At 65.5% G+C, this 12958-nt stretch carries 12 protein-coding genes; 1 reads left to right on the top strand and 11 read right to left on the bottom strand.

Annotated elements, in window-relative coordinates; all coding sequences use genetic code 11:
* Positions 1 to 74 precede the first annotated feature (74 nt).
* Complete coding sequence (locus tag AC07PE_RS24425) at positions 75 to 494, top strand: hypothetical protein (RefSeq protein WP_498769386.1); 420 nt, start codon at positions 75 to 77, stop codon at positions 492 to 494.
* 13 nt (positions 495 to 507) lie between these two features.
* Here AC07PE_RS24425 and AC07PE_RS24420 read toward each other — a convergent pair whose 3' ends face one another.
* From AC07PE_RS24420 to ssuD, 11 genes are all read right to left on the bottom strand, one after another.
* Positions 508 to 1281: an enoyl-CoA hydratase gene (locus AC07PE_RS24420; RefSeq protein ID WP_498769384.1), complete on the bottom strand. Its 774-nt coding sequence runs from the start codon at positions 1279 to 1281 to the stop codon at positions 508 to 510.
* Positions 1282 to 1359: 78 nt separating this feature from the next.
* A complete protein-coding gene (locus AC07PE_RS24415; protein WP_498769382.1) occupies positions 1360 to 2556 on the bottom strand; it encodes an acetyl-CoA C-acyltransferase in 1197 nt (398 codons plus the stop codon).
* Positions 2557 to 2581: 25 nt separating this feature from the next.
* Positions 2582 to 4978: a 3-hydroxyacyl-CoA dehydrogenase/enoyl-CoA hydratase family protein gene (locus AC07PE_RS24410; RefSeq protein ID WP_498769380.1), complete on the bottom strand. Its 2397-nt coding sequence runs from the start codon at positions 4976 to 4978 to the stop codon at positions 2582 to 2584.
* Positions 4979 to 5120: 142 nt separating this feature from the next.
* Positions 5121 to 6911, bottom strand: coding sequence for an acyl-CoA dehydrogenase C-terminal domain-containing protein (locus tag AC07PE_RS24405; RefSeq protein WP_498769376.1), 1791 nt, complete (start codon positions 6909 to 6911; stop codon positions 5121 to 5123).
* Positions 6912 to 6945: 34 nt separating this feature from the next.
* Positions 6946 to 7578, bottom strand: coding sequence for a TetR/AcrR family transcriptional regulator (locus AC07PE_RS24400; protein WP_498769545.1), 633 nt, complete (start codon positions 7576 to 7578; stop codon positions 6946 to 6948).
* Between the two features lie 201 nt (positions 7579 to 7779).
* A complete protein-coding gene (locus tag AC07PE_RS24395) occupies positions 7780 to 8166 on the bottom strand; it encodes an RNA-binding S4 domain-containing protein (protein ID WP_498769374.1) in 387 nt (128 codons plus the stop codon).
* 16 nt (positions 8167 to 8182) lie between these two features.
* Positions 8183 to 9343, bottom strand: a complete 1161-nt coding sequence (gene clsB, locus AC07PE_RS24390; protein WP_498769372.1) for a cardiolipin synthase ClsB — start codon at positions 9341 to 9343, stop codon at positions 8183 to 8185.
* A 6-nt stretch (positions 9344 to 9349) separates the two neighbouring features.
* Entirely contained in the window at positions 9350 to 10165 is an 816-nt protein-coding gene (locus AC07PE_RS24385; RefSeq protein ID WP_498769370.1) for an endonuclease/exonuclease/phosphatase family protein, read from the bottom strand.
* A gap of 61 nt (positions 10166 to 10226) precedes the next feature.
* A complete protein-coding gene (locus tag AC07PE_RS24380) occupies positions 10227 to 11000 on the bottom strand; it encodes an ATP-binding cassette domain-containing protein (protein ID WP_498769368.1) in 774 nt (257 codons plus the stop codon).
* 11 nt (positions 11001 to 11011) lie between these two features.
* Complete coding sequence (gene ssuC, locus AC07PE_RS24375; protein WP_498769366.1) at positions 11012 to 11782, bottom strand: aliphatic sulfonate ABC transporter permease SsuC; 771 nt, start codon at positions 11780 to 11782, stop codon at positions 11012 to 11014.
* Positions 11783 to 12958 (bottom strand): FMNH2-dependent alkanesulfonate monooxygenase, encoded by a 1176-nt coding sequence (gene ssuD, locus AC07PE_RS24370; RefSeq protein WP_498769363.1) that lies wholly within the window; start codon positions 12956 to 12958, stop codon positions 11783 to 11785.

Genomic DNA, 12958 nt, shown 5'->3' with positions numbered 1-12958 from the left:
GTGTATGTACGCGTGCGCACGGAACTGCTGAGGACGGCGCGCTAGCATTCCTCATCGACTCAACGGGAGGAAACATGAAAATCGCACACCGGACCATCATGCGCATTGCCGCGATGCTGGCATTGACCGCGGCGTCTACTGGCGCGCTTGCCCAGAGCGAAGAGTATCGCCGGGGTTACGAGGACGGTTACGCAGCGGCTCAGCGCGCCGCCGGCGGCGATCAGGGCCGGCCGGACGGCCCGGTCGCCTGGGGCCGCCTGCACATCGAAGAAGCCGAGTACGGCACGCGGGATTCCACCTGCAATGCGCGCCGCGGCGTGCGCGACCAGCTGGAGCGCAACCGCGGCTCCGTGGTGGCGAACAACCAGCTGTGCGGCGACCCGGCGCCGGGCGAGCAGAAGCGCCTGCGCCTGGTCTACCGTTGCGGCGACAGCGCACCGGCACGGGCATTCGCACGCGAAGGCGAACGACTGCGCCTGCGCTGCGGACGCTGACGCAGGAGGCGGCTCAGTCGAACTTGCTGAAGTCCGGCTTGCGCTTCTCGAAGAAGGCAGTAAAGGCCTCCTTGGCCTCGCCACCCACCAGCATCGCGCTAAAGCGCTCGTTCTCCACCGCGATGGTCTCCTTGACCAGCGCCGCGCGCGAACGCTTCATCAGCATCTTGGTGGTGCGGATCGAGGCGGCCGGCAGCTTGACCAGCTTGGCGGCCTGGCCCTGTGCGAAGGCCAGCAGCTCGGCGGCCGGCAGCACCTTGGCCACGATGCCCATCTCGAGGGCTTCCTGGGCCGGGAAGGCTTCGCCCAGCATCAGCTTTTCGGCGGCGCGGGTGTAGCCGGCGGCTTGCGCCACCAGCAGCGAGGAAGCGAATTCCGGGCACAGGCCCAGCTGGCTGAAAGGCATCGAGAACTTGGCGGTGTCGGCGGCGTAGACCAGGTCGCAGTGCATCAGCATGGTGGTGCCAATGCCGACCGCGGCGCCGGCCACGGCGGCGACCACCGGCTTGGTGCAACCTTCCAGCGCCTGCATGAACTGGAATACCGGGCGGTCTTCCGTCATGGCGCCTTCGCCGACGTTGTTGAGGAAGTCGTCGAGGTCGTTACCGGCGGTGAAGATCTCCGGCTTGCCGGTGATGAGGATGGCGCGTACTTGCGCGTCGTTCTCGGCGCCGCGCAGGGCTTCGGCCATGACGGTGTACATGGCGCCGGTGATGGCGTTCTTGCGCTCCGGGCGGTTGAATTCGATGCTCAATACGCCGTTGGCGGTGGTGGTCTGGATGTCCATTCAGGGTCTCCGTTTATTGTAGAAAAAAGGCGCTGAGGGTGTGCCCGCAGCGCCTTCTTTTAACCTGCTACGTGTGGATTACACGCGCTCGATGATACCTGCCGCGCCCATGCCGGCGCCGACGCACATGGTGACCATGCCGTACTTCAGGTTGTTGCGGCGCAGGGCGTGCACCACGGTCGCGGCGCGGATCGCGCCGGTCGCGCCCAGCGGGTGGCCCAGGGCGATCGCGCCGCCCATCGGGTTGACCTTGCTGGTATCCAGGCCCAGGTCGCGGATCACGGCCAGCGCCTGTGCGGCGAAGGCTTCGTTCAGCTCGATCCAGTCCAGCTGGTCCTGGGTGATGCCTGCTGCTGCCAGCGCTGCGGGGATGGCGACCTTCGGGCCGATGCCCATGATCTCCGGCGGCACGCCGCGCACGGCGAAGGAGGAGAACTTGGCCAGCGGGGTGAGGTTGTGCTCGCGCAGGATCTTTTCGCTGACGACGATCAGCGCACCGGCGCCGTCCGACATCTGCGAGGAGGTCGCGGCGGTGACCGAACCCTTGGCGGCGAACACCGGCTTCAGCTTGGCCATGCCTTCCATGCTGGCGTCGGCACGCGGGCCTTCGTCCAGGTCGACGGTGCGGCGCTTGACGCTGATCTCGCCGGTTGCCAGGTTCGGCGTGCGGGTCACGATTTCGACCGGGGTGATCTCGTCCTTGAACAGGCCGGCCTGCTGGGCGGCGATGGCGCGGCGGTGCGATTCCAGGCCGAAGGCGTCCTGGTCTTCGCGGCTCACCTTCCACTGGTTGGCCACCTTCTCAGCGGTCAGGCCCATGCCGTAGGCCAGGCCGACGTTCTCGTCCTTGAAGGTCTCCATGTTGATCGACGGGTGGTGGCCCATCATCGGCACCATCGACATCGACTCGACGCCGCCGGCGATCATCACGTCGGCTTCACCGACGCGGATGCGGTCCGCGGCCATGGCCAGGGCGGTGATGCCCGAGGCGCAGTAGCGGTTGACGGTCACGCCGCCGACGGTGTTTGGCAGGCCGGCCAGCACGACCGCGTTACGGGCCACGTTGAAGCCCTGCTCCGCTTCCGGGAACGAGCAGCCGACGATGGCGTCGACGATCAGCGCCGGGTCCAGGTTCGGCACGGCGGCCATGGCGCCGCGGATGGCGTGCACCAGCAGATCGTCCGGACGGGTCTTGTTGAAGAAGCCGCGCGGCGCCTTGCCGATCGGGGTGCGGGTCGCTGCGACGATGTATGCGTCTTGAAGTTGTTTGCTCATGTCAGTAGTCCTTTTTGTCGGCGACTTAGTTACGCACCGGCTTACCGGTCTGCATCATGCCCATGATGCGTTCCTGGGTCTTCGGATTGTTCAGCAGCGAGATGAAGGCTTTGCGCTCCATGTCCAGCAGCCACTGCTCGGAGACGTAGCTGCCCTGGTCGATGTCGCCGCCGCTCACGATCTCGGCGATGGTGTCGCCCAGGTGGTAGTCATAGGCCGAGATGAAGCCGCCGTCGCGCATGTTGACCAGCTGGCCGCGGATGGTGCCCCAGCCGTAGCGGCCGGTGACCGGCACCGGGCGGCGCGCCGGAGCGCGGTAGCCGGCGTCGAACATGGCGCGTGCGGTGACCTTCGCCACGTGCAGCAGTTCGTACGGGTTGAAGACGATGACGTCGTCTTCCTTCAGGTAGCCCATGGCCTTCGCTTCCAGAGCCGACTTCGACACCTGTGCGGTGGCCGCGTTGGTGAAACCGGTCTTCAGGAATTGCAGGATGTCGTTGCCCTTGGCTTCGTTGGCAGCGCGCACTGCCGCTTCCTTCAGGCCGCCGCCGGCCGGCACCAGACCGACGCCGACTTCGACCAGGCCGATGTAGGACTCGATCGAGGCCACGCGCTTCGACGCGTGCAGCGCCATCTCGCAGCCGCCGCCCAGGGCCAGGCCGGCCACGGCCGCCACCACCGGGATGTTCGAGTACTTCATCTGCATGAAGGTGTCCTGCAGTTCCTTGACGATCGGGTCCATCGCCTTGGCGCCGCCGGCCATGAAGGCCGGCAGGGCCGATTGCAGGTCGGCGCCGGCCGAGAAGGCGCCGCCTTCGGCTGCGTCGGTGTTCCAGATGACCAGGCCCTTGAAGCCCTTTTCCGCTTCTTCCAGGCCGCGCTTGATGCCCTTGATGACGCCGTCGCCGATCACGTGCATCTTGGTCTTCAGCGAGATCACCAGCACTTCATCGTCCGAGTGCCACAGGCGGACCGAGTCGTCCTCGAACACGGTGGTGCCCGCGGTCTTCGGATCGACGGTGGTGCTGCCGACGACCGGCGCGCGGAACTGCTGGCGCTTGTAGACCGGCAGGTCGGACAGCGGCACGTAGGCGTTCTTCGACGCCGAGTACGAACCCTCGGCGGTGTGCACGCCCTTCTCGGCCACCGGTGCATTGAACACCCATGCTGGCAGCGGGGTGTCGGTCAGCGCCTTGCCGGCTTCGATGTCTTCCTTCACCCACTGGGCGATCTGGGTCCAGCCTGCGGCCTGCCAGGTCTCGAACGGGCCGACGCTCCAGCCGAAGCCCCAGCGCATTGCGAAGTCGACGTCGCGGGCGTTGTCGGCGATGCTGTCCAGGTGGACGGCGATGTAGTGGAAGGCGTCGCGGTAGATCGCCCACAGGAACTGCGCCTGCGGGTTGGTCGATTCACGCATGGCCTTGAACTTCTTGACCGGGTCTTTCTCTTTCAGAATGCGGCCGACGATATCGGCGGCTTTCGCGCCGCTAGCCACGTATTCGCCGGTGGCGAAGTCCAGGCGCTGGATCTCCTTACCGACCTTCTTGTAGAAGCCGCCGCCGCTCTTCTGGCCCAGCGCGCCCTTCTCGATCAGCTTGGCCAGGACGTCCGGCGTCTTGTACAGGCTGAAGAAGGGATCGTCCTGCAGGGTGTCCTGCATGGTCTTGATCACGTGGCCCATGGTGTCCAGGCCGACCACGTCCGCGGTGCGGAAGGTGCCCGACTTGGCGCGGCCCAGCTTGGCGCCGGTCAGGTCGTCGACCACGTCCACCGACAGGCCGAATTTCTCGGCTTCGTGGATGGTGGCCAGCATGCCGAAGATGCCGACGCGGTTGGCGATGAAGTTCGGGGTGTCTTTTGCACGCACCACGCCCTTGCCCAGGGTCGAGGTCAGGAAGGTCTCGAGCTGGTCGAGGATTTCCGGACGGGTGCTGGTGGTCGGGATCAGCTCGACCAGGTGCATGTAGCGCGGCGGGTTGAAGAAGTGGACGCCGCAGAAGCGCGCCTTCAGGTTGTCATCAAAGCCTTCGGCCAGCTTGTTGATCGACAGGCCCGAAGTGTTCGATGCGAAGATGGCGTTGGCGCCGATGTGCGGAGCGACCTTCTTGTACAGGTCATGCTTCCAGTCCATGCGCTCGGCGATGGCTTCGATGATCAGGTCGCAGCCGGCCAGCATGTCGAGGTTGTCCTCGTAGTTGGCTACTTCGATCAGGGCTGCGTCTTCCTTGTTGCCCAGCGGGGCCGGCGACAGCTTCTTCAGGCCTTCGATGGCCTTCAGGACGATGCCGTTCTTGTTACCCTCTTTCGCAGGCAGGTCGAACAGCACGACCGGCACCTTGGCGTTGACGCAGTGCGCGGCGATCTGCGCGCCCATCACGCCGGCGCCCAGCACGGCGACTTTCTTGACGATGAAATTGGACATTCTCGTTATCCTTTGATTAGTCGTCATTCCCGCGGAGGCGGGAATCCAAGTTTTGCGATATGCCGAGAAACTTGGATCCCCGCCTGCGCGGGGATGACGGGTCTATGTAGCGGGTGTACGCGTTAGTACGTGATGGTCTTGCTTAAAACAGATCTGCGTCCAGCGCCAGCAGGTTCGCCGAACCCGAACGCGCCTGACGGATCAGCATCGCGGTTTCCGGGTACAGGCGGGCGAAGTAGAAGCGTGCGGTTGCCAGCTTGGCTTCGTAGAACTTGTCGCCCGAATCCTTCTTCTCCAGCGCGATCTTCGCCATCTGAGCGAAGAAGTAGCTGAACACCAGGTGGCCGACCACGCGCAGGTAAGGCACGGCAGCGGCGCCGACTTCGTCCTGGTTGGTGAAGGCCTTCATGCCGATTTCCATGGTCAGCTTGGTGACCTTCTCGCCCAGTTCGCCCAGCGGGGTCACGAACTCGGACAGGTTCTCGTCCAGGCCGTTGTCTTCAACGAAGGCCTTGATCTTCTCGCCGAAGGCGCGCAGCTTGGCGCCGTTGTCCATCAGGATCTTACGGCCCAGCAGATCCAGCGACTGGATCGTGTTGGTGCCTTCGTAGATCATGTTGATGCGGGCGTCACGCACGTACTGCTCCATGCCCCACTCGCTGATGTAGCCGTGGCCGCCGTACACCTGCATCGCTTCCGAGGTGGCGATCCAGCCGTTGTCGGTGATGAAGGCCTTGACGATCGGGGTCAGCAGCGCGACTTCGCCGGCGGCTTCCTTGCGCACTTCTTCGTCCGGGTGATTCAGTTCGCGGTCGATCTGCAGCGCGACGTACGAGGTCAGGGCGCGCGCGCCTTCGGCGTAGGCCTTGGCCGTCAGCAGCATGCGGCGCACGTCCGGGTGCACGATGATCGGGTCGGCAGGCTTGTCCGGTGCCTTCGGGCCCGACAGGCTGCGCATCTGGATGCGGTCTTTCGCATACACCAGGGCGTTCTGGTAGGCGACTTCGGTCAGGCCCAGCGACTGCATGCCGACGCCCAGGCGGGCGGCGTTCATGAACACGAACATCGCGTTCAGGCCCTTGTGCGGCTGGCCGATCAGGGTGCCGACGGCGCCGTCCAGGTTCATCTGGCAGGTCGAGTTACCGTGGATGCCCATCTTTTCTTCGATGGCGCCGCAGAAGATCGGGTTGCGTTCGCCGATCGAACCGTCGGCGTTCGGCAGGAACTTCGGCACCAGGAACAGCGAGATGCCCTTCGAGCCTTCCGGTGCGTCCGGCAGGCGCGCCAGCACCAGGTGGACGATATTTTCCGAGACGTCGTGTTCGCCGGCCGAGATGAAGATCTTCGAGCCGGTGATCTTGTAGGTGCCGTCGGCTTGCGGCTCGGCCTTCGAGCGCAGCAGGCCCAGGTCGGTGCCGCAGTGGGCTTCGGTCAGGCACATGGTGCCGGTCCATTCGCCCGACACCAGCTTCGGCAGGTAGAACTTCTTCTGGTCTTCGGTGCCGTGCTCCTTCAGGCACTCGTAGGCGCCGTGCGACAGGCCCGGGTACATGGTCCAGGCCTGGTTGGCCGAGTTCAGCATCTCGTAGAAGGAGTTGTTCAGCGAGACCGGCAGGCCCTGGCCGCCGTATTCCGGATCGCAGGCCAGTGCGGCCCAGCCGCCTTCCACATACTGTTTATACGCTTCCTTGAAACCCTTCGGCGTGGTGACGGTCTTGGTGGCGGCGTCGTAGTGGCAGCCTTCGCGGTCGCCGGAGTGGTTCAGCGGGAACAGCACTTCCTGCGTGAACTTCGCGCCTTCTTCGAGCACCTGGTTGATGATGTCGGCGTCGATTTCCTGGTAAGCCGGCAGGTTCTTGAACTCCTCGGTGACGTTCAGGAATTCGTGCAGAACGAACTGCATATCCCGGATTGGCGCGACGTACTGACCCATGTTGATCTCCTGACGAAGGTAATGATATTGGTGATTATTCGGCGCGGCTCGTGACCGCTTGATGACTTTGATTGCTTTGCGGATTGCGGTAATTCTCGATCAGGCGCCCGAAGCCGCGGTGCGCGCGTTCGGGGGCGCCGGGGATGCGCAGGAAGCGCGCATCGTGGTGCACCGCCAGCACCAGGCCGTACATCTCGTACACCAGCTGCTGCGGGTCGGTATCGGCCTTCAGGTCGCCGCAATCGACGGCCTGCTGGGCGCAGCGCACCAGGGCGCCCTGCCAGATCCTCACCATGCCGACCAGCTCGTCACGGATCGGGCCCGGGCGGTCGTCGTATTCGACGGCGCCGCTGATATAGATGCAGCCGGAAGCGATTTCGACCGAGACGCGCTTGAGCCAGTGCCTGAACATGGCTTCCAGACGCGGCAGGCCGCGCGCTTCCTTGACGCTGGGGACGAACACCTCCTGCTCGAAGCGGCGGTGGTACAGTTTCAGCACCTCGATCTGCAGGTCTTCGCGCGAACCGAAGTGGGCGAACACGCCCGATTTGCTCATGTTCATGCGGTCAGCCAGCAGGCCGATCGTGAGTCCCTCGAGGCCGTCGCGGCTGGCGAGTTCGAGCGCAACGTCGAGAATCGCTGCACGCGTCATCTCGCCTTTGCGCATGACCATGGATTTGGCTGAAGTGTTAATACGAGACCCCCGTTTGAAGCGAGAAAAAATCCGAACGCTCGTACTATTATCTACCAGCCTTGAAATGTCAAACGGGAAGTTTAGAGTTGGTGTTCTAGTAGGGTGGGCACCCTGTGCCCACGCGTAACGCTAGAACAGCCAACTGCTGCCTTACGTGGGCACGGGGTGCCCACCCTACGAGTCACTAGCCCTTTCGATCGCGCGGCGGTCACGCTTGGTGGGTCGGCCCTTGATCGTGCTGCTGGGTTCCGGGGACAGGCGGCGTGCTTCCTGGTCGTTCGCGCGTTTCTGGATGCTGACGTCCGTTTCGCGATACAGCGCCTGCGCCACCGGGGCCGGACCGCGGGTGCCGGACAGGCCCAGCACGATGACTTCCCAGCGGGTAGAACCGTTATCGATGAGGATCTTGTCGCCCAGCTTTACCGAACGCGCCGGTTTGACGTTCTCGGCATTGATCTTGATGCGCCCGCGGTCGACCGCCTCCGCGGCCAGCGAGCGCGTTTTGAAGAAGCGCGCCGCCCACAGCCATTTGTCGATCCGTACGTTGTCATTGTCGCTCATAAATCACAGTTCTTGCTCAGGCGTAGCCGATGGTAAAAATCCGCATCGTCAGTTTATACAAAAGATAGGCGATTTCGTGGCCGGTGCGGCGCACCCAACTGAGTTGCTTCAAGTCATCGAGCCCGACCGGCACGCCATCGGCAATGCCGCACTCGATCTGTTTGGCCATGCTGGAGGCGAAGGCGGCATCGCGCACGACCACGTTCGCCTCCTGGTTCACGAACAATGACAGGCCGTCGCAGTTGCTGGAGCCGACCGTGGCCCAGTCATGATCGACCACCGCCACCTTGGCGTGCAGCTGGGTCTTGCGGTACTCGACGATGCGCACCCCGGCCGCCAGCAGCTGCGGGTAGAAGGAGCTCGCAACCGCATCCTGCATGCGGAACTCGCCCACGCCGATCAACAGGCAGACGTCGACCCCGCGCCGCGCCGCCTGCGCCAGCGCCTGGCGGAATTTGAGTCCCGGTGCGAAATACGGCGTGGCCATCAGCACCCGCTTGCGGGCGCGGCCGATCGCCTGCAGATAGGCGCGCTGGATAGTGCGGCGGTTGCGCAGGTTGTCGCGCACCACGAAGCCGGCGCGCATCGGATGCTCGCCCAGCCCCGGCGCCTGCCTGCGCGATTCGCGGAACAGGTGGTAGCGGTGTTTCAGGTTCAGGTGGCCGGCGCGGGTCCACTGGGCCTGGGCTTCGCGGTGGATGCGCTCCACCAGCGGGCCGCGCACGCGCACCGCGAAATCCCAGCGCGGCGCCGGCAGCGGTTTGTAGGGCGCGTAGTCGCACAGGGTATCGTCGTTGGTGTTGATGCCGCCGACGAAGGCGGTCTCGCCGTCGACCACGCAGATCTTGCGGTGGCTGCGCGCGGCGCCGCGCCGGAACCAGGGATTGAACATGCGGTAGTGCACGCAGTGTTTGTTGAATTCCTCGCCCAGGCGGCAGGCCGTGCGGCGGCCGGTGCCGAACCAGTCGACCAGCACGCGCACCTTGACCTCGCGCTTGGCGGCGCGGATCAAGGCCTCGGTGACGGCCTGCGCCGTCTCGTCCTCGGCGTAGATATAGGTCTCGTAGAGGATTTCCTGCTTGGCCGAATCGATCGCGGCCAGCAGTTCCTTGAAATAGTTGCCGCCACTTTCCAGCAGCTTGACGTCGTTATTGGCGACGTAAGGGACCGAACGCATGGGCGGTCAGGACAAGGCCAGGTTGGCGACGATGGGCGCGTGGTCCGACAACTTGGCCCATTGCGGCCCGTGCAGGACTTCCGCCTGCTCGACCTTGAAACCGCGCACATAGATGCGGTCGAGGCGGAACCAGGGCATGGCGGCCGGGAAAGTGCGTGCCGGCACCAGGCGGCGCTCGCGGCCGGCCACGTTGCGCACCAGCTCGCCGATCTTCGAACCCCGCTCCAGCTCGTCGAACACCTCGACCACGCCCAGCTTCAGGCGCAGGCAGTCGGACAGGGTATTGCGCCAGTCGTTGAAGTCGCCGGCGATGATGACCGGCTCGCCGTTCGGCGCCGAATCGTTGACCGCGCTGATCAGGGCATCGGTCTGGCGCCGGCGGCTGCCTTCGAACAGGCCCAGGTGGACCACATAGCAGTGCACCTTGCCGACCGGCGTGTCCAGCACGCAGTGCAGGATGCCGCGCTGCTCGTAGGCGTGGTCGGAGATGTCGTGGTTATGCTCGTTGGCGATCGGATAGCAGGACAGCAGCGCATTGCCATGGTGGCCATGGTCGTAGACCGCGTTCATGCCGTAGGCGGAATGCAAGCCCTCGCCGGCAAAGAACTCGTGCTGGGCCTTCTCCGGCCAGTGGTGGTGGGGACTGCGCACCTTCTCGCCATAGCGTGCCTGGTAGCGGTCATGCCGGCCCTGCACTTCCTGCAGGAACACGACATCCGCATCGAACATGCCGATAGCCTTCTTCAGCGCCAACACACGCGGTGTGCTGCGGAAAGAAGAGACGCCTTTATGGATGTTGTAGGTCGCAACACGAATTTTCATGGGAACATTTTAACCCCATCATTCCGTGTTCTTCCGGTAAGCGCGCCAATCGTGCGGCGCGTCAGGGCGCGGCCAGGACCCTGTCGAGTACTTGTTTCTCCAAGGCACCGAAATCGGCATCGCCGCGCGCCCGCGGACGCGCCAGCCCGGTCGGCAAATCCAGCGCCAGCCGCCCCGCTTCGATGAGGAGGATGCGGTCGGCCAGCACCACGGCTTCCTGCACGTCGTGGGTCACCAGCACGGCGGTAAAGCCGCGTGCGACCCACAGCGTTTCGATCAGCTGCTGCATTTCGATGCGGGTCAGCGCATCGAGCGCGCCCAGCGGTTCGTCGAGCAGCAGCAGCTGCGGCTGGTGCACCAGCGCGCGCGCCAGGGCCACCCGCTGGCGCTGGCCGCCCGACAGCACCGCCGGCCAGTCATCGGCGCGGGCTTCCAGGCCGACGCTGGCCAGGGCCGCCCTCGCCTTTTCCCGTCCATCCGGCAAGCCGAGTGCGACGTTCTCCAGCACCGTCTTCCAGGGCAGCAGGCGGGCGTCCTGGAACATCATCCTGACCTCGGGCTTGGTGCCGCCGCCGCCGATCTTGACCTGGCCGCTGTCCGGCTTTTCCAGCCCGGCGATGGCGCGCAGCAGGGTGCTCTTGCCGCAGCCGCTGCGTCCGACCACGGCGACGAATTCCCCCGGCTTGATCTTCAGGTCGACGCCCTCCAGCACGCTGCGCCCGGCATAGCGCTTGCCCAGGCCGCGCAGCACCAGGTGGGCGCCCCTGGCCGGCTGGTGCGCGGCTTCATCGGCAGCCTCGCTGACCCGCCTTTCTTCGATCCGGTTCACGTGCATGAGAGGACTCCTTATAGATAGGCGTGGTGCCAGCGCAGGAAACGGCGTTCCAGCCCGACCGCGAACAGGTCGGCCGCCTTGCCCAGCAGGGCGTACAGCAGGATCCCGACCAGCACCACGTCGGTCTGCAGGAACTCGCGCGCATTCATGGTCATGTAGCCGATCCCAGCCTGGGCCGAAATCGTCTCGGCGACGATCAGCAGCACCCACACCAGCCCCAGCGAAAAGCGTACCCCGACCAGAATCGAAGGCAGCGCGCCCGGCAGGATCACGTCGCGGTACAGGGCCCAGCCGCGCAGGCCGTAGCTGCGCGCCATCTCGATCAGGCCGGCGTCCACCGCGCGGATGCCGTGGAAGGTGTTCAGGTAGACCGGGAAGAACACGCCCACGGCCAGCAGGAACAGCTTTGCCGCCTCGTCGATGCCGAACCACAGGATCACCAGCGGGATCAGGGCCAGGGCCGGGATGTTGCGGATCATCTGCAGGGTGGTGTCGAGCAGGGTCGCGGCGCGCCGGCTGCTGCCGTTCAAGAGGCCGAGCAGCAGGCCGAAGCCGGCGCCGATGCCGAAACCGGCCGCCGCCCGCCACAGGCTCACCTTCAAGTGCGCCCACAGCTCGCCGGACAGGGCCAGGTCGCGGGCCGCCGTCGCCACCGCCCAGGGTTCGGGCAGGATGCGGCTGGACAGCCAGCCCAGTCGTGCCGCCGCTTCCCAGGCCAGCACCAGCAGTACCGGCAGGGCCCAGGGCGCCAGCGGGGCGAATAGGGCTCTTGCGCGCGCCATTTACGCCGCCTTCTTCGGCACGATATCGCTTGCCATCACTTCGCCGAAGGGCCCGGTCAGCGAGTGCTCTCCGCCCTGCTTGCCTTTACCCAGCAGCGGGAACACCAGCTCGGCGAAGCGGTAGGACTCTTCCAGGTGCGGATAGCCGGACAAAATAAACGTCTCGATGCCCAGGTCCGCATACTCCTTCATGCGCGCCGCCACCGTTTCCGGATCGCCGACCAGGGCGGTACCGGCGCCGCCGCGCACCAGGCCGACACCGGCCCACAGGTTGGGCGAGACTTCCAGCCTGTCGCGCCGGCCGCCGTGCAGGGCCGCCATGCGCCGCTGGCCCACCGAATCCATCTTCGCAAACGCGGCCTGGGCCTTGGCGATGACTTCGTCGTCGAGGTGGCTGATCAGTTCATCGGCGGCGCGCCATGCCTCTTCGTTCGTCTCGCGCACGATCACGTGCAGGCGGATGCCGAAGCGCACCGTGCGTCCGTGCTTGGCGGCGCGGGCGCGGATGTCGGCCAGCTTCTCGGCCACGGCCGCCGGCGGCTCACCCCAGGTGAGATAGACGTCCATCTGCTCGGCCGCCAGCTCGTGCGCCGCCTCCGAGGATCCGCCGAAGTACAGCGGCGGATAAGGCTTCTGCAGCGGCGGGTACAGCGTGCGCGCGCCTTTCACGGTGATGTGCTTGCCCTCGAAGTCGAAGCCGGCCTGGCCGCCCTCACCCGCCATCGCCGCGCGCCAGACGCGGAAGAACTCGTCCGAGATTTCGTAGCGGGTCGCATGGTCGGCAAACAGGCCATCGGCTTCCAGTTCTCCCTGGTCGCCGCCGGTGACGACGTTGATCAGGAGGCGCCCGCCAGACAAGCGGTCGAAGGTCGAGGCCATGCGCACCGACAGCCCAGGCGTCGACAGGCCCGGGCGGATCGCCACCAGGAATTTCAGCTTCCGGGTTTCGTGGATCAGCGAGGACGCCACGATCCACGCATCCTCGCAGGAGCGCCCGGTCGGCAGCAGCACGCCGTCATAGCCCAGCGTATCGGCCGCCACTGCGACCTGGCGCAGGTAATCGCCGTCGACGGTGCGGGCGCCGCGGCTGGTGCCGAGGTAGCGGCTGTCGCCGTGGGTCGGCAGGAACCAGAAGATCTTAGGCGCCGCGCCCGGCGCCGTGCTTAAGGTGGACAT

This window comes from Telluria sp. GW821-FHT07G12, from assembly GCF_059418525.1.
Note: the sequence above shows the minus strand (reverse complement) of the source record. Positions and strands in the feature narration are given on the sequence as shown.

Excerpts from the sequence above, each read along its gene's own strand:
- clsB (WP_498769372.1), bottom strand. The coding sequence starts at position 9,343 with ATGCGTTCGGTCCCTTACGTCGCCAATAACGACGTCAAGCTGCTGGAA.
- AC07PE_RS24425 (WP_498769386.1), top strand. The coding sequence starts at position 75 with ATGAAAATCGCACACCGGACCATCATGCGCATTGCCGCGATGCTGGCA.
- ssuD (WP_498769363.1), bottom strand. The coding sequence starts at position 12,958 with ATGTCCACCTTAAGCACGGCGCCGGGCGCGGCGCCTAAGATCTTCTGG.
- AC07PE_RS24395 (WP_498769374.1), bottom strand. The coding sequence starts at position 8,166 with ATGAGCGACAATGACAACGTACGGATCGACAAATGGCTGTGGGCGGCG.
- AC07PE_RS24405 (WP_498769376.1), bottom strand. The coding sequence starts at position 6,911 with ATGGGTCAGTACGTCGCGCCAATCCGGGATATGCAGTTCGTTCTGCAC.
- AC07PE_RS24380 (WP_498769368.1), bottom strand. The coding sequence starts at position 11,000 with ATGCACGTGAACCGGATCGAAGAAAGGCGGGTCAGCGAGGCTGCCGAT.
- AC07PE_RS24415 (WP_498769382.1), bottom strand. The coding sequence starts at position 2,556 with ATGAGCAAACAACTTCAAGACGCATACATCGTCGCAGCGACCCGCACC.
- AC07PE_RS24410 (WP_498769380.1), bottom strand. The coding sequence starts at position 4,978 with ATGTCCAATTTCATCGTCAAGAAAGTCGCCGTGCTGGGCGCCGGCGTG.
- ssuC (WP_498769366.1), bottom strand. The coding sequence starts at position 11,782 with ATGGCGCGCGCAAGAGCCCTATTCGCCCCGCTGGCGCCCTGGGCCCTG.
- AC07PE_RS24385 (WP_498769370.1), bottom strand. The coding sequence starts at position 10,165 with ATGAAAATTCGTGTTGCGACCTACAACATCCATAAAGGCGTCTCTTCT.
- AC07PE_RS24400 (WP_498769545.1), bottom strand. The coding sequence starts at position 7,578 with ATGCGCAAAGGCGAGATGACGCGTGCAGCGATTCTCGACGTTGCGCTC.
- AC07PE_RS24420 (WP_498769384.1), bottom strand. The coding sequence starts at position 1,281 with ATGGACATCCAGACCACCACCGCCAACGGCGTATTGAGCATCGAATTC.